Annotated in this window: 19 protein-coding genes; 13 read left to right on the top strand and 6 right to left on the bottom strand. The window is 57.1% G+C overall.

The window, feature by feature from the left end; translation table 11 throughout:
* The first annotated feature begins 32 nt into the window (after positions 1–32).
* Together ACR0L1_RS10375 and ACR0L1_RS10370 are read left to right on the top strand one after the other, a co-directional pair.
* Positions 33–536, top strand: coding sequence for a TRAP transporter small permease (locus ACR0L1_RS10375; protein WP_170783473.1), 504 nt, complete (start codon positions 33–35; stop codon positions 534–536).
* The gene (locus tag ACR0L1_RS10370) at positions 536–1,843 is read left to right on the top strand and encodes a TRAP transporter large permease (RefSeq protein ID WP_170772117.1); all 1,308 of its coding nucleotides are present in this window, start codon (positions 536–538) and stop codon (positions 1,841–1,843) included. Before ACR0L1_RS10375 ends, ACR0L1_RS10370 begins: the two co-directional genes overlap by 1 nt.
* 48 nt (positions 1,844–1,891) lie before the next feature.
* On the opposite strand, the gene ACR0L1_RS10365 is transcribed toward ACR0L1_RS10370, so the two are convergent.
* A complete protein-coding gene (locus ACR0L1_RS10365; protein WP_170772119.1) occupies positions 1,892–2,350 on the bottom strand; it encodes an Lrp/AsnC family transcriptional regulator in 459 nt (152 codons plus the stop codon).
* 132 nt (positions 2,351–2,482) lie between these two features.
* Here ACR0L1_RS10365 and ACR0L1_RS10360 point away from each other — a divergent pair, with 132 nt between their 5' ends.
* Complete coding sequence (locus tag ACR0L1_RS10360; RefSeq protein ID WP_480504584.1) at positions 2,483–3,715, top strand: aminotransferase-like domain-containing protein; 1,233 nt, start codon at positions 2,483–2,485, stop codon at positions 3,713–3,715.
* Between the two features lie 3 nt (positions 3,716–3,718).
* Positions 3,719–4,366, top strand: a complete 648-nt coding sequence (locus ACR0L1_RS10355; protein WP_480858653.1) for an RraA family protein — start codon at positions 3,719–3,721, stop codon at positions 4,364–4,366.
* A 267-nt stretch (positions 4,367–4,633) separates the two neighbouring features.
* On the opposite strand, the gene ACR0L1_RS10350 is transcribed toward ACR0L1_RS10355, so the two are convergent.
* The gene (locus ACR0L1_RS10350; protein WP_480858651.1) at positions 4,634–5,239 is read right to left on the bottom strand and encodes an SH3 domain-containing protein; all 606 of its coding nucleotides are present in this window, start codon (positions 5,237–5,239) and stop codon (positions 4,634–4,636) included.
* 135 nt (positions 5,240–5,374) lie between these two features.
* Here ACR0L1_RS10350 and ACR0L1_RS10345 point away from each other — a divergent pair, with 135 nt between their 5' ends.
* The gene (locus ACR0L1_RS10345) at positions 5,375–6,016 is read left to right on the top strand and encodes a glutathione binding-like protein (RefSeq protein WP_170772125.1); all 642 of its coding nucleotides are present in this window, start codon (positions 5,375–5,377) and stop codon (positions 6,014–6,016) included.
* 469 nt (positions 6,017–6,485) lie between these two features.
* On the opposite strand, the gene ACR0L1_RS10340 is transcribed toward ACR0L1_RS10345, so the two are convergent.
* The 3 genes from ACR0L1_RS10340 to ACR0L1_RS10330 all read right to left on the bottom strand — a co-directional run bounded on the left by ACR0L1_RS10340 (position 6,486) and on the right by ACR0L1_RS10330 (position 9,920).
* Positions 6,486–7,346, bottom strand: a complete 861-nt coding sequence (locus tag ACR0L1_RS10340) for an AraC family transcriptional regulator (protein ID WP_480858648.1) — start codon at positions 7,344–7,346, stop codon at positions 6,486–6,488.
* A gap of 252 nt (positions 7,347–7,598) precedes the next feature.
* Entirely contained in the window at positions 7,599–9,233 is a 1,635-nt protein-coding gene (locus ACR0L1_RS10335) for an FAD-binding oxidoreductase (RefSeq protein WP_480858646.1), read from the bottom strand.
* Between the two features lie 66 nt (positions 9,234–9,299).
* The gene (locus tag ACR0L1_RS10330; RefSeq protein ID WP_480858644.1) at positions 9,300–9,920 is read right to left on the bottom strand and encodes a glutathione S-transferase family protein; all 621 of its coding nucleotides are present in this window, start codon (positions 9,918–9,920) and stop codon (positions 9,300–9,302) included.
* Between the two features lie 115 nt (positions 9,921–10,035).
* Between ACR0L1_RS10330 and ACR0L1_RS10325 the strand changes: the two genes are divergently transcribed.
* The gene (locus tag ACR0L1_RS10325; RefSeq protein ID WP_480858642.1) at positions 10,036–10,935 is read left to right on the top strand and encodes a LysR family transcriptional regulator; all 900 of its coding nucleotides are present in this window, start codon (positions 10,036–10,038) and stop codon (positions 10,933–10,935) included.
* 14 nt (positions 10,936–10,949) lie between these two features.
* On the opposite strand, the gene ACR0L1_RS10320 is transcribed toward ACR0L1_RS10325, so the two are convergent.
* A complete protein-coding gene (locus ACR0L1_RS10320) occupies positions 10,950–11,735 on the bottom strand; it encodes a FadR/GntR family transcriptional regulator (protein ID WP_480858640.1) in 786 nt (261 codons plus the stop codon).
* Positions 11,736–12,085: 350 nt separating this feature from the next.
* On the opposite strand from ACR0L1_RS10320, the gene ACR0L1_RS10315 reads away from it, so the two are divergent.
* From ACR0L1_RS10315 to aceF, 7 genes are all read left to right on the top strand, one after another.
* Entirely contained in the window at positions 12,086–13,135 is a 1,050-nt protein-coding gene (locus tag ACR0L1_RS10315) for a TRAP transporter substrate-binding protein (RefSeq protein ID WP_480858638.1), read from the top strand.
* Between the two features lie 117 nt (positions 13,136–13,252).
* A complete protein-coding gene (locus ACR0L1_RS10310) occupies positions 13,253–15,316 on the top strand; it encodes a TRAP transporter large permease subunit (RefSeq protein WP_480858636.1) in 2,064 nt (687 codons plus the stop codon).
* Between the two features lie 14 nt (positions 15,317–15,330).
* The gene (locus tag ACR0L1_RS10305; RefSeq protein ID WP_480858634.1) at positions 15,331–16,518 is read left to right on the top strand and encodes an alpha-hydroxy acid oxidase; all 1,188 of its coding nucleotides are present in this window, start codon (positions 15,331–15,333) and stop codon (positions 16,516–16,518) included.
* Positions 16,515–18,206: a D-lactate dehydrogenase gene (gene dld / locus ACR0L1_RS10300; RefSeq protein ID WP_480858632.1), complete on the top strand. Its 1,692-nt coding sequence runs from the start codon at positions 16,515–16,517 to the stop codon at positions 18,204–18,206. Before ACR0L1_RS10305 ends, dld begins: the two co-directional genes overlap by 4 nt.
* Positions 18,207–18,367: 161 nt before the next feature.
* The gene (gene phbB / locus ACR0L1_RS10295) at positions 18,368–19,090 is read left to right on the top strand and encodes an acetoacetyl-CoA reductase (RefSeq protein WP_170789190.1); all 723 of its coding nucleotides are present in this window, start codon (positions 18,368–18,370) and stop codon (positions 19,088–19,090) included.
* A gap of 33 nt (positions 19,091–19,123) precedes the next feature.
* The gene (gene aceE, locus ACR0L1_RS10290; RefSeq protein WP_480858630.1) at positions 19,124–21,778 is read left to right on the top strand and encodes a pyruvate dehydrogenase (acetyl-transferring), homodimeric type; all 2,655 of its coding nucleotides are present in this window, start codon (positions 19,124–19,126) and stop codon (positions 21,776–21,778) included.
* Positions 21,779–21,805: 27 nt separating this feature from the next.
* Positions 21,806–23,056: a dihydrolipoyllysine-residue acetyltransferase gene (aceF, locus tag ACR0L1_RS10285; protein WP_170789186.1), complete on the top strand. Its 1,251-nt coding sequence runs from the start codon at positions 21,806–21,808 to the stop codon at positions 23,054–23,056.
* The last annotated feature ends 8 nt before the right edge of the window (positions 23,057–23,064 follow it).

Here is a 23,064-nt window from a genome sequence, read left to right as displayed (position 1 = left end):
CGGGCCTGACCGGAATTCGGGGCAATGCAGGCATGACCATGAAAAAGGCCTATGATGCGGTGCTTTTTGGCATGGCCATTCTGGCGGGGCTGTTGCTGGTCTGGCTTATGCTGTCTGTTATTACCTCGGTGCTGATGCGCAATGCAGGGCTTCAGCCTTTTGCGTGGCTGTTCACCTCGGCCGAATACGGGCTGTTGTATATGACGATGCTGGGCGCTCCCTGGCTGGTGCGCGAAAAGGGCCATGTACATATCGAGCTGGTTACGGCTGCTCTGCCATTGCACCTGCGCCGGATCGTCAGCCGTTCGGTCGCAGCTGCCTGCGTGCTGGTCTGCCTGATCCTTGCGTGGCAGGGGGGCGATCTGGTTCTGACTAATATCGAACGCGGGGACTATGATACGCGCGCCTACTACTTCCCCCGCTGGATGCTGACCATCGCCTTTCCTCTGTCCTTTGGGCTGATGGCGATTGAATTTTCACGCTTTGTGTTTGGCCCTAACCTGATGCACAGCGGCGAAGCAGGGATACATGAATAATGGAATGGTACGAGGCCCTTGCCCTGCTGTTGGGCTCGATCGTGTTCCTGATGGCCATCGGAATGCCGGTTGCGCTGGCCTTTCTGGCCGCGAATATTCTGGGGGCGTGGGTATTCATGGGCGGCGAGCGCGGGGTGACACAGCTGCTCAACAACGGGCTGGGGGCGTTGACGAAATACGCCCTGATGCCCATCCCGCTGTTTCTGCTGATGGGTGAGATTTTCTTTCACACCGGCCTTGGTGGGCGAATGTTCAACGCAATCGACAAGCTGCTTGGCCGATTGCCCGGGCGGCTCAGCTATGTGACTGTTCTGGGGGGAACGGCCTTTTCTACTTTGTCCGGGTCGTCGATGGGGTCCACCGCGCTGCTGGGGTCGCTGATGGTGCCCGAGATGAAGCGGCGTGGTTACAAATCGCACATGAGCATCGGCCCCATTTTGGGCACGGGCGGCCTTGCGATCATCATCCCACCCTCGGCGCTTGCGGTTCTGCTGGCCACGCTGGCGCAGATCGACGTCGCTGCGTTGCTGATCGCGGGTGTCATTCCCGGCCTGATCCTGGCCGGGTTCTATATCGGAACGATCTGGCTGCAGACCCGGATCGACCCGACCGCCGCACCGGCTTATGACGTCGAACCGATGTCGATGGGGTACCGCCTGAAATTGCTGATGACCGAGGTGGTTCCGATGGTCGGCGTCATGGTCGTGATCATCGTTCTAATGATCAAAGGCTTTGTCACCCCGTCCGAGGCGGCGGCTTTCGGGGCATTGGGTGTACTGATCCTCGCTGCCGTTTTTCGCTGCCTGACATGGGAGGCGATGAAGAAGTCCGTCATTGGCGCGCTCAAAGTAACGCTGATGGCTTACCTGATCGTCTTTGGTTCGGCGACGTTCAGTCAGCTCTTGGCCTTTTCCGGCGCGTCCCGAGGGCTGGTCAATTGGGCGATTGCGTTCGATCTGGCCCCTCTGGCGATGCTGACGGTGATGTTCGCCGTCCTACTGCTGCTGGGCATGTTCATGGAGCAAATCTCGATCATGCTGCTGACGGTACCGATCTTTTTCCCGCTGGCCCAAACGCTCGGGTTCGATCCGATTTGGTTCGGCCTGATCATGTTGTTGTCGCTGGAAATCAGTTTTACGACGCCGCCCTTTGGGCTGCTGCTGTTCGTGATGAAAGGCGTCGCCCCACCAGGCACTACGATGCGCGAGATCTATACCTCGGCCTTCCCGTTCATTTTCTGCTCGCTATTGCTTGTGGTGCTGCTGATCGCCTTCCCAGGGATCGCGTTGACCTTGCCGTCCTTGTGACATTTTGCGCGTAGGCTGACACTGTTTTGCAGGGCGCAATCACATAGATCACATCATCTCGAATCCGGTATCGGTTTGCCCCACAACCAACATTGTCGAGGTCTCGGCAACTTCGGGAAGGTTTTGAACCGTGGTGGTAATGAACAGACGCAGGTCCTCGATATCCGGAAACCAGGCTTTCAGGATATAATCCGCCGCACCGGTCACCATCAGGCATTCCGAGACCTCGGAACTCTGTTTTACAGTTTGTTGAAAAACCGCATGGCCGTCTGGGTTGTGTTTCGCCAGTTTCACTGAAATCAGCACACAGATTTGTTTCCCAAGATTTTCCGGCGAGATGTCTGCGTGATACCCGCGAATAATCCCGGCCTGCTCAAGCTTTCTGACCCGGCGGGCGCAGGGCGTCGGTGAAAGCCCAACAATTTCGGCAAGATCACTTATGGCAAGGCGCCCATCGCGCCGTAGTTCCGCCAGTATGCGTTTGTCGATACTATCCGGGTCGAACATTAACGTTTTCCTCTATTTTAATGCTAAAAATTAGCATAAATCATCAATATTGACAGGGATAAAAGCGAAGAACGCCGAGAAAGCGCGCGCGACTTTGGCTATCCTTCCGAAGAACCGATCAGGAGACTTAATGTGAAGTTGGAAAACAAACTGGAACGTGTGGGCGAGCCGGTTGTCGAGCCCGCAGCCTTTGCCGGTTGGTTGTCTGAGACAAATGAAATCACACGAGCTTTTCTCGCGGCCGGTCAAATTCCCGGTCTGCTCAACATAGCTGGGGGGCTACCTGAACCTGCGACCTATCCCGGTCCCCAGATCGCAAAATTGGCCCAAAGGGTTATTGAGACCCACCCGACCGAGACACTGGGATATGGTCCGATCGAAGGCCTCCCGGAATTGCGCAATGCCATTGCGCACCGGTTTTCTACCAAAAACGTAAAACTGACTGCCGCAAATGTGTTGATAACAACTAGCGGCATGCAGGCGCTCGACCTGTTGGGAAAGGTCTTGCTGAACGAAGGGGATCTGATTGCGGGGCAGTTTCCGACCTATCTGGGAGCTCTTGACGCATGGCGACCCCGTCGCCCGCGCTTTCGAAACATGGATCTGAATGCCGCCGCGTTCGACCCGTTTCAAGCCATGAAAGGCGCAAAGTTTGCCTATACTGTGCCCAATTTCTCTAACCCGACAGGACGATTGGTCGGATTGGAGGCGCGCCGCACCTTGCTGGCCGCGTCCCGTCAAACCGGGGCATGGCTTGTCGAGGACGATCCCTATGGCAGTCTTTGCTACGACGGTCCTTTGCCCCCGAACCTGCTTGATCTAGCGCTTCAGACTGGGGAATTGTCCAACACCGTCTATCTGGGCACGATGTCGAAGCTGATCTCCCCTGGTTTACGCGTGGGCTGGGTGATTGCGAGGCCCAAGATGATCTCCGCACTGACACTTGCCAAACAAGGGTCGGACATGTGCACAAGCGGTATCACCCAGCGTATTACGTATGAAATCCTGAAATCCGACTTGATCAAGGCAACACAATCGCAGGTCCTGGACATGTATTGCAGGCGACGAGATGCCCTGTGTGCGGCTCTGAATTCCTATCTGGCGGAGTGGTTCGAATGGGAGGTGCCCGCAGGCGGCATGTTTGTCTGGGCTCGTGCGCGGGATGAGAGTATCGACACGGACCGCTTGTTTGAAATTGCGCTGGACGAAAAGGTTTGTATTTCGCCTAGTAGCGTTTTTGATGCCCATGGGGAAAACAGGCAGGGGATCCGTCTGAATTTCACCTTAAACGACGAGGCCAAACTGACCGAAGCCGTCCAACGATTGGCGAAAGCTGTTCAGCGTCAACTTGCCGAGAAAGGGTAAAGAATGTCGGTAACCATACATCCCGAAAACATTCCCTTAAGTCAGGACCAAGTCGAGGCGTGGCGGGGTGTGCCCGCCAGTATCGTGGCCGACTTGCAGCCTTCCAGTCTGATCGATCCGGCGATTCAGGTAAGAAACTTGGATGCCGGGCCACTGCATCTGCTGGGGCGGGCCCGGACTGTCTCGGTTTCGCCACCTGATTTCGGGGGCGTCATTCACGTTTTAGACCATGCAAAGCCCGGCGAAGTTGTTGTGATTGCCGCCAACGGTGAAACAGAATTCGCCATGATAGGTGAAATTCTAGGCGGGCACCTGAGGGACCTCGGCTGCAAAGGGGTTGTTGTAGATGGGGCCGTACGTGACATAGACACGCTGGGTTCATGGGAGGATTTTCCTGTCTTCGCCCGAAGCATTACGCCCCGTGGCCCCACCAGCGCTAACGATGGAGAAATCAATGCATCAGTCTCTTTCGGCGGATGCAAAATAGCTTCGGGTGACCTGATTTTGGGTGACCGTGACGGACTTGTGGTCCTTTCTCCGGTTTCTGCCCGTGATCTTCTATCCGACGTGAAGGACAAAATCGGCAAAGAAGCGGAATGGGTCGCAGGGCTCAAGGCGGGTAAGAACGCCATGGATGTGTTTGGCCTTTGAACTTCTGGGCCGTTCCGAAACTGAGACGCTCAAACGGCGTCGCGAAGACGGGTTCAATCTAAGGAATTTTATCTCTCTAACTCGTTATCTTATGAAAGGAGACGCATGCGCTCGTTAGCGCGCCTTGCTTCAGTAGTAGATCTTGTAATCCATGTTATGTTAAAAACATTGTGTTATTTAACGCCAGCAAAAAGTTCACTGGTCAAACAGCTGAACACGACCTTACTGATCTTATCTTCAGGCTCTCAGCGACAATACCCGTGTCAGTCAGTGGCGGTGAAAATGGTAGTATCCGTTTCCATAGAAGGGATGATGCGGTTCAGGCTGATACAACCGGTTCGGATCATGCGGTGGATAGTGACAGGCTGGGTCTTGTGGTGAATGGTAGCAATACGGCCCGGGGACTGGGTGATAAGGATGGTAGTAGCGGTTCCAATACGCAAACCAGGGATAGGCTTGATAGTGGTTTTCCCAATAGGCCTGGCTGAACTCTACAATGGCAATTCCCAATGCGGCTGCGATGACGGGGTTCATCACCTTGGTCTGTCCCTCGCTATCAACCAAAATGTAGTTCGAAGCGATCCAGCCGCGCGCCGAATTCCAGGAGACGTCGCACCAAGTATAGCCCGGTTGACAGCCATAAAGCTCGATCGTTGCGTCTTGCGGTAATGTAGCCACCACGGGATAGTTTGTGCCTGGCCCTGCGCGCATATGAACTGAGGTGGTTGTGTGCGCTTGAGTTTCGGCAAGTGCCGCGCTCAGCGAGAATGCCAGAAAGAAAGTGGCCGCCAGAAAAGGCACAAAAATTCGCATAATTCGATCCAATCCAAATTCGTCTTTTTGCACTACAACCGTCAAAAAGACGCTCGTCAAGTTAACCTTTCAGGCGATCACGAAAGCGGATTTTCTCAAGGTTCGGACCCCGTATTTACGCCTGTCCTTGCAGACAAGTTTGAGTCTATTCTGCCGAGCGCAGTAACTTACCAATTCAATTGATCGGACCTGTTTATGCCAACGCTTTTTCATGCCCCATTCACATGTTCATTGGCTGCGCGGTTCGCCGCAGCCGAAGCAGGTGTCGAACTGGAAATTGAACCGTTGCACCTGCGCAGTAAAAATCTGGCGGCAGGTGGTTCACTCTATGACGTGAACCCCTTGGGGCAAGTGTCGGTTCTCAGCTTTGACGATGGAACCAAACTAACCGAAACCTCGGCAGTCATTGCCTGGATTCAGGCACAGTCCAAAGACAATGATTTCCGGATATCGCCTGACAGCCCGGAGTATTTTCAGATGCTGCGCTGGCTGGCTTTCTGCGCGACGGAACTGCACAAGGGGCTGTTTCGTGTGGTGTTCTACAAGGAAGCCACGGATGAAGTGAAAGATCGTGTACGAGCTCTGGCACCGCTCAGGTTTCAGATAATTGAGGATCATTTGAACGGGCGCGATTATCTGTTGGGTAACAGGTTTTCGGCGGCGGATGCCTATCTGACGTGGTTCTTCGTTTTGTCGGATCATGCAAAAGTTGATCACTCGGCCTTTCCAAATCTCAACGCCTATCGAGCCCGTGCCTTGTCGCGCCCGACTATTGCCGCTTTGATCGATGACGACCGGGCGCTGGATCGCAGGCTAAAAGAACTGTTTTCCGCTTAAGTCTCCAAGTTTGAAACCAAGGGAAATTGGTTAAATTGCGAGCGAACTGAATCGAAACCAATCTGGTCTTGGCAAAAGCCAGTCAGGAGTTATGAAAACCCCATCCCCGACCAGAAGGCGTACTTCAATCAGGACCAGCTCATAGCCTGCAGGGCAACTGATCCAAGATCATGAAGGTGATCGCCAGAAGTCGGGGATGGGCATCGCGTCAGCCGTTATTAGGGAAAACTTCGACGCGATATCGCTTAGATTGACGAGGAATTTTCAAACGTGTTCGGTCGACCCCATTCTGTGAAGCAACCTGTCGCTAGTTGACCGGAGAGCCACATCAACCGAAGGTGCCAAGTTAAAGACGAGGATATACAAGCCAAGTCAACTCGACAGAACATTGGCCTGCCAGTACGTCTCAATTGCCTGACAAAACGTGTCAGAACCAAGATCTGATCAAGGAATTTAGGATAGAAAAGGTCTAGACGCCGCTGTCTCGATATGCCGATGCTGTCATTCCGGCCTGCTCGCGGAAGAACCGACCAAAGGATTCCGGGGTTTTATAGCCGCAAAGATGGGCCACGATCTGGATCGGCATGTCTGGCTGGTTCACCAAATAGGATTTTGCCAGTTCGAATCTTGCGCGACGGATATGATTGCCGAACGTGTCGTTGTGGTCTTGAAACGCGCGAAACAGGGACGATCTGGAACATTGGATTGCATCCGCGACCGAGTCGGCCCTCAGATTTTCGTCCCCAAGATTTAATGCGATGTAACGCGTCGCAGCAGTATGAAGGGCGTGCGTTTGCGCAGGGGCGCTCGCAGGTGGCGGATCAGAACCCAGGCGCGACAAGGCCCCCAGAGCCAGGCTTTGCAACGAGTCAATCAGATGCAGAGTTTCAACTTCAGAAAGCTTGGTGCACTCCTTGGCCATCATATGCAACTGACTTTCCAGGAAGGGGGCCAACCCATTGGGTGCCATTTGGGCAACCCCCCTGCCCGCGGGACGGACCTCGCCCCCTAACTGATCCCGGATCAGCTCCATCGGAAGGGTCATGTAGACATGCGAATGATCTCGCGTGCGGGTTGAAACTGGGACTGAACCGTCCAGAACAACCAGGTTCGACCCCGCCGTGACCGTCTGGCCGTCGCCATCCTTGGTTTCAAGACGAACGGCCCCGGAAATTGTCGAGCTAAGAACCAAATAGTCCCCCGTCGGTTGACCGAAATAAGTGGTCGTATCGTCTGAACGGGTAAATCCGAAGGTCGCGCCCGAGGGCGCGCTAAAATAGGAAAGCTGGCCTTTATAGTTGGCCTCGCGCGATCGGTCCGACGCGTCCATAGAAACCCACGGGTGCAGGCTGCGCCAGAATTCAAACTTTTCCTTGGGGCGGAATTTTTGGGTCGAAAGATGGACGAACCGATTTTCGGCTGCGTTGGCGTTTCCGTCTGAAATGGCACGCTCCTTCGATCCTGCGGGTCGAACCGGGGATCGACCAAATTACCTTTGCGAATTCCCAAAAGCTAGGCTGCGCAACAAGAGGTTGTCTACCCTTTGATACCGGGTTCGAAATTCAAAATAGCTTTCTCACAACTATGATTTAGTCGTTCCAAAAACCTCAAACAGAACTCGGTCGGGCGGCACGTCCGCGTTCTCAAGCCCCGATTTCAGATCGGTTACAAACCCAGATGGGCCGCACAGCATGTAGTGGGCATCGCGTCCGACACCCAACGCCAGAAGGTCGGTGGCCGAAATCCGACCTGTCGCGTCAAAGTCCTGTCCCAGCTGGTCTGTGCTGTCGGGTGTGCTGTAGAAGATGCGTTTTCTAAGGGTGCGGTTTGTAGCCACAAGCTGTCCAACCTCGTCCGCCATGGCGTGGTGGCGCCTGTTGCGCGCGGCATGCACGAACCAGACCGGGCGTTGGCTCCCCTGCCCCGCGAGCTGGTGCAGTATCGCCAGCATCGGCGTTAAACCGACGCCTGCGCTGACCAGAACCAAAGGCGCATCACCTTGGGGAATGATGAAATCCCCGGTGGGCGGCTTGGCTTCGACAACATCTCCGATGGCCACGTTATCATGCAAGAAACGTGAGGCGACACCACTGGCCTCGCGTTTGATAGTTATCCGGTAGTGGTCGCCTCCTGCTGTTCCTGACAGGGAATAGGTGCGGCGGACCTTTTTGTCATGCGACGGGATATCCAATGCGATGGGCAGGTGCTGACCGCCTTGAAACAACTTCAGCGGATCGCCGTCGGTTGCCGCAAGATGGAAGGACGTGATCCCCTCAGCCTCGACAACCTTGTTGGTGACGATCAATTTCCGGGATGGTGTCGGTTGCGCTGACCATCTGAGCGTCAGCGCCTCGGGCCGGTCGATCACGGCGTCGAGCTCGACTTCTATCATGCGCAGAATGTTCGGATCGCGCGCTTCTTCGGGAGACCAGTCAATCGTGGCGCGCCCGGTCAGATGCAACAGTCCACCGGTTTCGAAATCGACAAACAGCAACCCGACGCGAGGGTCCTGCAGCAAGTTGCCAATCGTATTGAAAAAGTTGTTGCCCGAGTAATCGGGGATGCGCAGACGGTTTGGGCTGATCACGCGAACAAATCCCGGCTCGCCCCCCCTGTGAGACGCATCATACCCGTTCGAGGCCGCCCCTTGTTGTCCTTGCTGACCAGAGCCAATGAACAAAGTGTCGGCGGCTTCAATCCGCTTGATCTGTGCGGAATTGAGGCTTTCCGATGTTAGTGGCCGGACGGGCTGGTTGCGTTGAACCCGCCACCAGTCCCGTTCGTTGATATATTGGGGGCAGTTGCCGAATGTCTGACGGATATCTATGGCGAGCCCACTATCGGTTGGCCGCGTTCTGCCGCTGAACCGGTTGCGTCGCCTTGTTGCAAGCTCGATCCCGACCACGCCAATATCGGTTCCGGCTGTCAGTGTCTGCGCCAGCGGGTCAGATGGATCCGGGGTTGTGTCCAAGGTTATTGTGTGGGCGTCAGGGGACCGGACAAAGCCATCGCGCCCTTCGATAATACTCGCCCAGACCCGGCCTTTTGTGTCTGCGGACGCAGCAACCAGAAAGGGTTGCGCCTGATAAAAGGTGCGGTGCTGGTCGGGCATGAACTCTCGGATGAAAGGCGCACCTTTTGTGGCGATATAGCCAACGCCCGCGCGTTGCTGCGCGGCAAGTTCGCCTGCGTGGAACGGAGTTGCGGCATCGGTCATCGTCCTGATCCCTTCGGTTGCTAAAAGTCCCAAGGCCAGACATGCCGACCTTGGGGCGGGTTTGGTTCAGGCCACAAGGCCAGCGGCGGTTGCGGGCATGGCTTCGAACCCGTTCAGCGCCTCGAACCGGGCAATCCAAGCGCGCACGTTCGGATAGGGTTCAAGCGAGACATTCCCCTCGGGCGCATGGGCGGTGTAGGAATAGGCGGCGACATCAGCGATGGTGGGTCGATCCCCGACCAGCCAATCGCGGCCTTCCAGACCCGTTTCCAGCTTTTGCATCGCCTTGGCAGCGGTGGTTGCCGCGAAGTCAACGTCCAGCGGGGCGCCAAAGACAGTAATCAAGCGCGCCGCGCATGAGCCAAAGGCGATTTCGCCCGCAGCCAGGGTCAGCCATTTCTGGACTTCAGCTTCCCCGACCGCATCGCTGGGCATCCAGTCCGGCGCGTATTGACGGGCGAGATACACCAGAATTGCATTCGAGTCCGAGACAACCACATCGCCATCTTCCAAAACCGGTACTTGGCCGTTGGGGTTCATCGCCAGAAACTCGGGCGTCTTATGCGCACCAGCGACCAGATCGACAAAGACAGCCTCATGCGGGATATCCGCCAGCTTGGCGAAAACCAGCGCCCGGTGAGCATGGCCTGACTTTGGGAAATGGTGAATGCGAACTGGGTTAGACATGTTGTGGCTCCGATCATTGAATAACTGTGAACTGGAGCGACAGATAACGCTTGCACGGGTTGATGATAATTGCCACTTTTGGTGGATGATTAAGCCCTGAGAGGGCGCAATAACCATGGATAAGATAGACCGAATGCGCGCATTTGCGCTGGTGGCCAAGAACGCCTCTTTCACCGCCGCCGCCCAGCGGTTGGGCAAATCTGCGCGACTGGTCAGCAAATACGTGGCTGATTTGGAGGACGCGCTGGGGGTGCAATTGCTGAACCGGACCACACGCAGCGTGTCTCTGACTGATGCGGGCGCGACCTATCTGACTATGTGTGAGCCGCTACTGGACGGGTTTGACGAGTTGGAGGAAACGGTCAGAAATGCCCAGACATCCTTGCAGGGCGTTATTCGAATCTCGGCGCCGACCGGGTTTGGCTCTGTCCGTCTTGCGCCGTCTCTGGCTGCTTTCGCCACCCTACATCCCGAGGTCGAGATTGATCTGCAACTATCCGACCGTCGCGTGTCGATCATAGAGGAAGGGCTAGATCTGGCCGTCCGCATCGGTCCGATGCGCGATAGCTCGCTAAAGATCCGGCAGTTGGGGCCGATGCCCCTGATCATCTGTGCGGCGCCCGCGTATCTGGCGCGTGCTGGCGTGCCTCAACATCCATTGGAGTTGGCAAACCATGATTGCATTCTGGACGGCAACATGTCCGAACCCGCCTTGTGGCCGTTTAGTATTGATGGAGAGGATGTGGCAGTACAGGTGAGTGGGCGGTTGAAAGCGAATGCTCCGGCCGCGTCAGCACAGCTTGCGGTCTCTGGCGCGGCAATCGCGCGATGTCCGGCCTATACGGTCGCCAGAGAACTGCAATCAGGTGCATTGGTCGAACTGTTCTCCGACCATCGCGTCACCCCCTATGTCGTCGCCGCCTTGTTCCCTCAGAACCGCCGCCTTACCACCCGAGTCCGTGCTTTGATCGATCACCTTGCCGGTGACGAGTTGATCTGCAACGCGGGCGTCTGACAGGTTGCAGATCGCTACTTCGACATCGAGTTCGACAAGATGCGCCTTTTTTCCGCCATGGCTTCTCGACGCCGCCTTTCCAGACCGAGTTTGAAGGATTCCTCGACGAAATCGATGTGATCGTGCGCGGCTTTCTGTGCACGGGTTTCGTCGCCGTCTATGACGGCCTGCCCCAGTTCGCGATGCTGTTCCATCAACTGTTTGCCGGTTCCGTCGATGGTTTTCAGAAAATCGCGATTGTAAAAGACGCCTTGGCGGGTCAGTTCATAAATTGACGCCATCATGTGGATCAACGTTGCGTTCTGGCTTGCGTCGACAATGGCTGCGTGCAGCGCGAAATCCGCCTCTCGCGAAGCCAGAGCATCCCCTTCACGCCAAGCGCGTTCATCCTCGGCCAGGATTTCAGAGATCCGCTCCTTGTCTGCCGAGGTTGCACGACGCGCGGCCAGACGGGCGGCAAACCCTTCCTGTTCGCGGCGGTATTCCAGATAATCAAAAAATGCCGGTTCGTGCCGTTCATAGAGCGCCAGCAAAGCGGGCAACATGGCGCTTCCGGTCAGGGCGGCGACAAAAGTGCCTTCTCCGTGCTGCGTGGTGACAAGACCGCGTTCTTCCAACGTATGCAGCGCTTCGCGCAGTTTTGGGCGTGAAACCCGCAGCATTTCGGCCAGCTCTCGCTCGGATGGTAGCCTGCGACCCTGTTTCAACACGCCCGAGGCAATCAGATCTTCAATCTGCGCAACCACCGCGTCCGCCAGTGATTCGTGGCCAATCGGTTCAAAAATCGCAGTTGGGGTCATGTCGGGCCGCCTTTCTGATCAGGGTCCTGTACATAGCACTTGGTAAAATAAGTTAACCTTTGAAACCTTAGTATTCAACTTAATATTTGCCGCCAGGTTGTATTCCCGGAAAGTACACTTTTCACTGTTTTGAAAGAGAAAAATCGCAAAGAAACTGAAGCCGGGTGCTCTTGCACTCTTTCCAGTTGTGAAAAATTTCAAACCGATGGGCAGTTGCGTGACCAAACCAGTGGTAAATAAAGTTGTTGACTGATTGCTATGGTAAACTTTATTGACCACTCAAGGCGCCAGACAACCTTGCGTCACAGATTGATTGGACGTTGCGTCCGAAACATCCCGGAGGAGAATTCATGAAAAAGACCCTGACGAGCCTTGCGGTTGCTGCCAGCCTGATGGCTGCACCCGCGCTTGCCGCTGATAAGTTGCTGTTGAAAACCCCGATCGCATTCTCGACCGAATTGCCCGGTCTGGGCTCGCCTATTCCGCGCGTGGCCGAACAGCTTGAGCTGATGTCGGGCGGCACGTTGAAGATGAAGGTCTATGAACCCGGCAAACTGGTCCCGCCGTTTGAAATTCTGGACGCGGTGTCGACTGGCAAGATCAACTCGGGCTACACAACCGCCGGCTACTGGGCGGGTAAAATCCCGGCTGCACCGCTGTTCTCGGCGGTACCTTTCGGCCCCGAAGCCGGCGAATACATGGCGTGGCTCTACTATGGCAACGGTATGTCGCTGTATCAGGAAATGTACGACCAGGCGGGCTATAACGTCCACGTCATCCCCTGCGCCGTTATCGCGCCTGAAACATCAGGCTGGTTTGCATCCGAGATCAACAACCCCGAAGACCTGAACGGCCTGAAGATGCGCTTCTTTGGTCTGGGCGGCAAAGTCATGCAGAAACTGGGCGTTGCCACTTCGCTGCTGCCCGGTGGTGAGATCTTCCCGGCGCTGGAAAAAGGCGCGATTGACGCGACCGAATTCTCGATGCCTGCAATTGACGCCCGTCTGGGCTTCCACAAGCTGGTCAAGTACAACTACTTCCCCGGCTGGCACCAGCAAGCGACTGTGTTTGAGCTGATGATCAACAAGGACGTTTGGAACGAAGCCAGCGATCAGCACAAGGCGATCATCGAAAATGCCTGTAAGGCCTCGATGACCGACAGCTTTGCCGAAGGTGAGGCCATTCAGCACGCCGCACTGATCGACAACGTTGAAAACAACGGTGTCACCATCAAGCAATGGTCGCCCGAGATGTTGGACACGTTCCGCGCGACCTGGGAAGAGGTTGCCGCTGAAGAGGCTGCGAACGACGCCTTCTTTGCCAAGGTCATGGATGACATGACCCAGTTCCGCGATGGCTATGACCTGTGGAAAACCAACGCGTTCCTCCCCCGTCAGTAAGCTGAATTGCTGACGCTGCCGGGGCGGCGGCCTTCCTCTGCCGCCCTGGTTCTCTCAGGATTTATACCTGCAATCCCTTGACCGCGGTTAAGCCGGTCAACCGAGCGAGGATTACACATGGCCACGCCTAAAGACCTCAATGATCCGGTCGAAGCCTATGAAGGCCTCCTGGAGCACCCCGATACAGACCGCCAGAAAATTGCCGTTGCCATCGACTCGGGCGTAAAGGCCGTTGGGCATGTCGTGATGTGGGCGAATGTGCTGCTGGTGGCAGCGATCTTTTCACAGGTTTCGCTGCGCTACCTTTTCAGCCAGAACTATCCCAAGCTGGATGAGATCCAGTGGCATTTCTACGGCATCGTCACGATGATCGGCATTTCCTATGCCCTGATCACCGACAGCCATGTGCGTGTGGACGTGCTGCATATGCAGCTTTCCCGACGCGCCCAGCGAGTAATCGAAGTCATCGGCATCCTGACCCTGCTGACCCCGTTCATCTATCTGATGATCGACCAGGGGTTTGACTATTTCTACGAAAGCTTCCGCGTCAACGAACGCTCTGACAGCCCGACTGGCTTGCCGGCACGGTGGGCGTTCAAGGCCGTCATTCCGATCAGCTTCGTGCTGCTGGCGCTGGCCGCCCTCGCTCGGCTGATCCATGACGGCCACGCGCTGATCTACGGCCCCGAAAGCGAACGTGAGGGCGCTTCCCTGCGCCGCATTCTGCTGGTACTGGCCGTCTTTGCCGCCGTCTGCGTTGGCCTGACCTTCCTGGTGGAGACCACCGAAGAAAAGCTGGTCATCGCCATGTTCCTGACCTTCATCGCGCTGCTCTTCACCGGCTATCCGGTTGCATGGGTGCTGGCGGGTGTCGGTGTCGCTTATTGCGGGCTGGCTTATTTGTTCGACAACGACCTGATGCTGTGGACGGGGCTGGAAAGCACCTTTACCGGGCTGGACTATCTGACGCTGGGTGCGGTGGTGAACCGGGTCTACGCGACCATGTCCAATGCGGTTCTGGTCGCCTTGCCGATGTTTATCTTCATGGGTCTGATGCTGGACGAATCCGGCGTGGCCGAGCGCCTGATGTCTTCGATGCAGCGCCTCTTTGGCACAGTACGCGGAGGTTTGGCGATCACCGTGACCCTGATCGGGATCATCCTTGCGGCTTCAACCGGGATCATTGGTGCGTCTGTCGTGTTGCTGGGCGTGCTCTCGCTGCCCTCGATGATGCAGCAGAAATATCAACCTACGCTGGCAGCGGGCGTCGTTTCCGCGTCGGGCACGTTGGGTATTCTAATCCCGCCCTCGATCATGCTGGTCATTATGGCCGACCAGATGGCCCTGTCGGTGGGTGATTTGTTCATGGCCGCCGTCTTCCCCGGAGTGATCATTGGTGGCCTCTACCTGACTTACATCTTCATCTTGGCGCTGGTGAAACGCGACGCGGCCCCTGTCCCCGAGGGCGCTACGGCCCCCGATTGGGCAGCCGTCAAAGACGTGTTGATCGCTGTCATCCCGACGCTGCTGCTGATCCTCGCGGTGTTGGGTTCGATCTTTGCAGGCCTGACCACGCCAACCGAGGCCTCAGGCATCGGTGCATTGGGTGCGACCCTGCTGGCCTTGGGCTATCGCAAGCTGACCTTCCAAAAGCTGTGGAACGTGCTGGTGTCGACCTTCAACACCACCGCCTATATCTTTGCAATCTTCCTAGGCGCGACCGTGTTCTCTTATGTACTGCGCGAACTTGGCGGCGATGAACTGATCGAACATGTGGTTCAGTCCACCGGCTTTGGAGCCAATGGCACGATCCTGTTCATCCTGTTCATCGTTTTCCTGCTGGGCTTTGTGCTGGACTGGATCGAGATCACGCTGATCGTCCTGCCCCTGATGCGCCCGATCGTGAATGGGCTGGGCATCGACATCCCCGGCTTTGGCGTTTTGGACGAACCCGCGCTGGTCTGGTTCGTGATCCTAGTGGCAGTCACGCTGCAAACCAGCTTCCTGACACCTCCGGTTGGCTTTGCCTTGTTCTATCTCAAAGGCGTTTGCCCGCCAGAGATTAAACTGACCGACATCTACAAGGGCATCATCCCGTTTGTCCTGCTGCAACTGACCGGGCTGGCGTTGGTCTTCTTGTGGCCCACATTGGCCACCTGGCTGCCATCCGTCGCGTATTGATAGGAGGAAGAGACATGCGTCTGACCGATTGCCATAACTTCCACGATTTCCGCCAACTGGCCAAGCGCCGCCTGCCGGGACCGATCTTCAACTATATCGACGGCGGTGCCGATGACGAGGTGACGTATCGCGAAAACACCAACGCCTTTGATCGCTGCGATCTGCTGCCATCGGTGCTGCGCGGGGTGAAAGACGTGGACATGTCCGTCACCGTCATGGGGCAAAAGCTGGATATGCCGATCTATTGCTCTCCCACCGCACTGCAGCGCCTGTTCCACCATCAGGGCGAGCGCGCGGTGGCGGCGGCGGCCGAGAAATACGGGACTATGTTCGGCGTATCCTCGCTGGGCACCGTTTCGCTGGAGGAACTACGCCAGAAACACAAAAACCCGCAGGTCTATCAGTTCTATTTCCACAAAGACCGGGGCCTGAACTCGGCCATGATGCAGCGCGCCAAAGAGGCGGGCGTCGAGGTGATGATGCTGACCGTGGACTCCATCACCGGCGGCAATCGCGAACGTGATCTGCGCACGGGGTTCTCGATCCCGTTCCGGCTGACGCTGGGCGGCATGATCCAGTTTGCGATCAAGCCGATGTGGGGCATCAACTATGTCACGCACGAGAAATTCCGCCTGCCGCAACTGGATGAACACGTGGACATGAGCGGCGGGGCTAGTTCCATCGGTGGCTATTTCACCGAAATGCTGGACCCGTCGATGAACTGGGACGATGTGGCCCAGATGGTGCGCGAATGGGACAGTCAGTTCTGCCTCAAGGGGATCATGACCGTCGAGGACGCCCGCCGCGCGGCCGAGATCGGCTGCACCGGGATCATCTTGTCGAACCATGGCGGACGTCAGCTGGACGGCTCGCGCACACCTTTCGACCAACTGGCCGAGATCGTGGATGCGGTGGGTGACAAGCTGGACGTGATGATGGACAGCGGCATTCAACGCGGCACTCATGTGCTGAAGGCGCTGTCTCTGGGGGCCAAGGCGGTTGGTGTCGGACGGCACTATCTGTATCCGCTGGCGGCTGCTGGACAGCCCGGTGTCGAACGCGCGTTGGGGCTGATGCGGGCCGAGATTGAGCGCGACATGAAGCTGATGGGCGTCACGCGGGTTGATCAACTGTCGCGCGCCAATCTGCGGTTTCGTGACCCGGTGACGGTTCAGGGGTTGGCGCATCGGAACGCGGCATGACCAACGATGCCCTCATATCCGACTTCCGCGCAATCGTCGGGTCACGCCATGTGCTGACCGGCGCACGCGCCACCGAGCGGTTCCGCCGTGGGTTCAGGTCGGGTGAAGGCGAGGCGCTGTGCGTCGTACAACCCGGCACCCTGCTGGAACAGTGGAAGGTGCTACAAGCCTGTGTTGCAGCCGACAAGATCGTCATCATGCAGGCCGCCAATACGGGCCTGACCGAAGGGTCAACACCCTCAGGCCGCTATGACCGCGATGTGGTTCTGATCAACACCCGCCGCATGGATACTCTGGTGCCGCTGAACAACGGCGAACAAGTCGTCAGCTTTCCGGGTGCCACGCTCTTTGCATTGGAAAAGTTGCTGGACCCAATGGGGCGTGAGCCGCACTCGGTGATCGGATCCTCGTGCATCGGGGCGTCGATTGTGGGCGGGGTCTGCAACAACTCGGGCGGTTCATTGGTTGAACGCGGGCCGGTTTACACCGAGCTGTCGGTCTATGCCCGCATCACCGAAGACGGCACGTTAAAGCTGGTCAACCACCTGGGCATTGATCTGGGTGAGACACCGGAACAGATACTGTCAAATCTCGATACTGGTCAGTTCGAGCGCAATCCGGGGGCCACGAATAAACGCGCCTCGGCCAGTGACTATGCGCAGATCGTGCGCGACGTGGATGCCGAAACGCCCGCACGATACAATGCGGATAAGGCGAAGCTGTTTGAAACTGCGGGTTCAGCCGGAAAAATGGCTGTGTTTGCCGTGCGTCTGGACACTTTCGCCAAGAACGAGGCTGAACAGGTTTTCTATATCGGAACCAACTCCCCAGACGATCTGGCCGAGTTGCGCCGGCATATCCTGTCGCAATTCGCGTCCCTGCCAGTCTCGGCCGAGTACATGCAGCGCGACGTGTTCGACATCACTAAGGCCTACGGTAAGGACACGGTGTGGATGATCGACAAGTTGGGCACAGATCGCTTGCCGATGTTCTTTGCGCTGAAGGGCGCAGTGGATGCACGTTTACGGCGCATTCCTTTTCTGCGCAATTTCACCGACCGGTTCATGCAGGCCGCAGTCAGCCTCCTGCCGCAGGTCCTGCCCAAGAGGATGATCGAATACCGAGAGGCCTATGAACATCATCTGATCCTGAAGATGAAGGACGATGGCATCGAGGCGATCCGCAATTGGTTGCCCGGCTTCTTCGAAGGGCGCGATGCAGGTTTCTTCGAATGCACCCCCCGCGAAGCCAAGATCGCGGGTCTGCACCGGTTTGCAGCCGCCGGTGCTGCGGTGCGCTACATGGCGATTCACGCAGATGAGGTCGAGGACATCATCGCGCTGGACGTAGCCCTACGCCGCAATGATCGTGATTGGCTTGAGGTTTTGCCGCCCGAGATCAGCGATCAGATTGTTCACAAACTCTACTATGGCCACTTCATGTGTCACGTGATGCACCAGGACTATGTGGTGCGCAAAGGGGCGGATCCCAAAGCACTGAAGGCTGCGATGCTGAAGCTGTTCGACGCACGTGGTGCTGAATATCCGGCGGAACATAATGTCGGGCATCTCTATAAGGCCAAACCCGACCTTGCGGCGCATTACACGTGTTGCGATCCGACAAACTCTTTCAATCCGGGGATCGGCAAGATGTCAAAATCCCGCAACTATGGCGAAGGGATCAAGTAAATCGCCCAAGGCTATGCGTGGCGTTTTTCAGATAGTTTAACGTTAAACTTTTCCTGAGACGCATAGCTGGTATTCCGCTCAGGCCTATCCGTACGCTGAAAATTACGCTACGTAACAAAGTGAGTTAGGTCAAAGTTTCTGACTAATTGGAGGAATTGAAAATGACACGTACTGCACTTGTAACCGGTGGTAGCCGGGGTATCGGCGAAGCGATTTCCAGAAAGTTGAAGGCTGAAGGATATAATGTAGCCGCGACTTATGCAGGCAACGATGAAAAGGCCGCCGCCTTCACCGCCGAGACAGGTATCAAGACTTACAAGTGGAATGTTGCCGATTACGAAGCCTCGGCCGCAGGTATCGCGCAAGTCGAAGCGGACCTCGGACCCATTGACGTTGTCGTGGCCAATGCAGGCATCACTCGCGACGCACCATTCCACAAGATGACCCCGGACCAGTGGAAAGACGTGATCGACACCAACCTGACCGGTGTGTTCAACACCGTCCACCCCGTCTGGCCCGGTATGCGCGAGCGCAAGTTTGGCCGTATCATCGTCATCAGTTCGATCAACGGTCAGAAAGGTCAGTTCGCGCAAGTGAACTATGCCGCAACCAAGGCGGGCGATCTGGGTATCGTCAAATCTCTGGCGCAAGAGGGCGCGCGGGCTGGCATCACCGCCAACGCGATCTGCCCCGGATATATAGCAACCGAGATGGTCATGGCTGTACCCGAGAAGGTGCGCGATTCGATCATCGCACAAATCCCGGCGGGACGGCTGGGCGAGCCTGAGGAGATCGCCCGCTGCGTGGCCTTCCTAGCCTCGGATGACAGTCAGTTCATCAACGGTTCGACCATCTCTGCCAACGGCGCGCAGTTCTTCGTCTAACGCGCGGACACACACAAAAAAGGACCCTGCCACATGAAAGACCTTGAACCCGACATCGACCCAATCGAGTCTCAGGAGTGGCAGGACGCCATCGAAGACGTCATCGAACGGGACGGCGCCAATCGCGCGCATTTCCTGCTGGACAAAGCGGTGCAAAAGGCGCGCGCCGCCGGGGCGACTCTGCCGTTTTCGGCAACCACGCCATACCAGAACACCATTCCTGTCGATGATCAGTATGCCTTTCCCGGCGATCAGGACATGGAATGGCGCATTCGGACGATCAACCGCTGGAATGCGATGGCGACCGTTGTGCGGCGTAATAAGGTCAGCAGCGAATACGGTGGGCACATCGCCTCATTCGCCTCGTCGGCGGTCATGTATGACATTGGCCTGAACCACTTTTGGCGGTCGAAATCAGCGATTCATGGCGGCGATCTGGTGTTCTTTCAGGGCCACGTGATCCCTGGCATCTATGCCCGGTCCTTCATGGAAGGTCGCATCAGCGAAGAGCAGTTGGAAAACTTCCGCTCGGAAGTCAGCGGAGGAGGTCTGTCCAGCTATCCGCACCCGTGGCTGATGCCCGATTACTGGCAGTTCCCAACCGTTTCGATGGGTCTGGGCCCGTTAATGGCGATCTATCAGGCGCGGTTCATGAAATACATGCACAACCGGGGCCATATCGACATGGCCGACCGCAAAGTGTGGTGTTTCCTGGGCGATGGTGAAATGGACGAACCCGAAAGCCGGGGCGCTATTGACCTTGCCGTGCGCGAAGGTCTGGACAACCTGATCTTTGTTATCAACTGCAACCTGCAACGCTTGGACGGCCCTGTGCGCGGCAACGGAAAGATCGTGCAAGAGCTTGAGGGCGACTTCCGCGGCGCAGGTTGGAACGTGATTAAACTGCTCTGGGGTAAAGGCTGGGATCAGCTGTTGGAGAAAGACACCACCGGTCGTCTTCGCCAGTTGATGGATGAGACGGTCGATGGGGACTACCAGACCTTCAAATCCAAGGACGGCGCTTATATCCGCGAACATTTCTTTGGCAAATACCCCGAAACCGCCGCTCTGGTCGAAGACTGGACCGACGATCAGATCTGGGCGCTGCGTCGGGGCGGGCACGACCCCGAGAAGGTCTTTACCGCGTTCAAACGCGCAACCGAGAATGAAGGCACGCCAACTTGCCTTCTGGTTAAAACAGTCAAAGGCTATGGCATGGGCTCGGCTGGTGAAGGTCAGAACACCACGCACCAGCAAAAGAAACTGGCCGAAGATCAACTGCGCGCCTTCCGCGACCGGTTCCAGATCCCGGTCAGCGACGAAGATCTGCCAAACGCGCCGTTCGTGTCGCTGAACAATGCACAAAAGGCGTATCTCGCAGACCGGCGCAAAGCGCTTGGGGGTGAGTTTCCCAAACGCGACAGCACCGCACCCGCGCTGGAAATCCCGGACCTGTCCAAATTCGAAGCGCAGCTCAAAGGCACCGGGGATCGTGAGATTTCGACCACAATGGCCTTTGTCCGTATCCTGACCACGCTGCTGCGTGACAAGGGTATCGGCAAGAACGTGGTGCCGATCGTACCGGATGAAAGCCGTACCTTCGGGATGGAGGGGCTGTTCCGCTCGGTCGGGATCTATAATCCGGCGGGTCAGAACTATACCCCCGAAGATGCCGATCAGATGATGTTCTACAAGGAAACGACCAACGGTCAGGTCCTGCAAGAGGGCATCAACGAGGCCGGGGCCATGGCCGACTGGATTGCGGCGGCGACGTCCTATTCCAACCACGGCGTGGCGATGATCCCGTTCTTCATCTACTACTCGATGTTCGGGTTCCAGCGGATTGGCGATCTGGCCTGGGCCGCAGGCGACAGCCGCGCGCGGGGCTTCATGCTGGGCGGCACTGCCGGTCGGACCACGTTGAACGGCGAAGGGTTGCAGCACGAGGATGGGCACAGCCATATCCTTGCGGGCACCATTCCGAACTGCATCACCTATGACCCGACCTTCAGCTATGAGGTCGCGGTGATCATCCAGAACGGCCTGCAACGGATGTATGGCAATCAGGAGGATATCTATTTCTACCTGACCCTGATGAACGAAAACTATGCCCATCCCGATATGCCGATGGGCGCCGAAGAAGGCATCATCAAGGGGCTCTACCGGTTCCAGGAGGTCAAAAAGCCGGGCAAGAAGCACGTCAATCTGATGGGCTCGGGCACCATTCTGGTGCAGGCGATGAAAGCGGCCGAGATGCTGAAGAAAGATTTCGGCGTGACCTCGGATATCTGGTCGGCAACCTCGTTCAACGAACTGGCTCGCGATGGTCAGGACGCGGCGCGCGCGAACCGTCTGGACCCGCTGGCCGAAGAACGTGTGCCGTATGTGACCGAGCAGCTGTCCAAAGCCAAGGGCCCGATCATCGCGGCCACCGACTATATGAAGAACTACGCCGAGCAGATCCGCGCCTTCGTGCCCGGTCGCTACACCGTGCTGGGCACGGATGGCTATGGCCGCTCGGACAGCCGGGTGAACCTGCGCCGGTTCTTTGAGGTCGATGCCAACCACATCGCGGCGGCCGCCATGGTCGATCTGTACCGTGAAGGTGCTGTGACCAAGGCCGAGCTCGAGAAAGCGCTCAAGACATATGAAATTGACGGCGACAAGCCGAACCCCCGGTTGGTTTAAGGCCACGGGGCACGAGGAGATATAGAAATGGCAATCGAAGTAACAGTCCCGGATATCGGGGATTTCTCGGACGTTCCCGTCATCAGCATTTTGGTTTCGGTCGGTGACACCATCGCCGCCGAAGACCCGCTGATCGAGTTGGAAAGCGATAAGGCAACGATGGAGGTTCCCTCCCCGGCCGCTGGTGTCGTCAAGGAAATCAAAGTGGCCGAGGGCGACAACGTGTCTGAGGGCGCGCTGATCCTGCTGCTGGAAGGCGAAGGGGCCTCTGCCGCCCCGGCCGAGGCTGCGCCCGCACCTGCTGCCGCTCCGGCACCGACCGCAGCGCCTGTTGCCCCGGCACCTGCGCCCGTTGTGGATGGGGGATTCGGCAAGGCCCACGCCTCGCCATCGGTGCGCGCCTTTGCGCGCCAGTTGGATATCGACCTGTCCAAAGTCAACGGTTCGGGCCGTAAGGGTCGCATCCTGCGCGAAGACGTCACCAAGTTCCTGAAAGCCTCAACCGCGGCGGCCCCGGCTGCTGCCGGTGCGGCGGGCGGCATGGGCATCCCGCCGATCCCCGTTGTCGATTTCTCGAAATTCGGCCCCGTGGAAGATGTTGAAATGCCGCGGATCAAAAAGCTGTCGGGCCCCGCCCTGCATCGGTCCTGGCTGAACATCCCGCATGTGACGCATAATGACGAGGCGGACATCACCGATCTGGATAAGTACCGCAAGGAAATGGACACGATGGCCAAGGAAGAAGGCTATCGCGTTACACTGCTTAGCTTTGTCGTCAAAGCCTCGGTCAGTGCGTTGAAACAGCATTGGGAATTCAACTCGTCCATCCACCCTGATGGCGACAAGTTAATCCGCAAATCCTACTACAATATCGGTTTCGCCGCGGATACGCCCAACGGGCTGGTGGTTCCGGTCATCAAGGATGCCGACCGTAAGGGGATTGTCGAGATTTCCAAGGACCTGATGGAGCTGTCCGGCAAGGCCCGGGCGGGTGAGCTGAAGTCAAACGATATGCAGGGCGCGACCTTCACGATTTCGTCGTTGGGCGGTATCGGCGGCACGCATTTTACCCCCATCGTCAATGCACCCGAGGTGGCAATCCTGGGCCTGACCCGCTCGAAAATGGCGCCGGTCTGGAATGGCGAGGAGTTTGTGCCGCGCCTGATGCAGCCAATGTCGCTCAGCTATGACCATCGTGCCGTCGATGGCGCCTTGGCCGCGCGCTTCTGCGTGACGCTCAAGACGCTGTTGGGCGATATGCGCAAGCTGATGTGGTAAGGAGAGAT

The organism is Ruegeria sp. J8 (genome assembly GCF_056531925.1).
The sequence above is the reverse complement of the archived record's forward strand: the minus strand, read 5'-3'. Positions and strand labels throughout refer to the sequence as shown.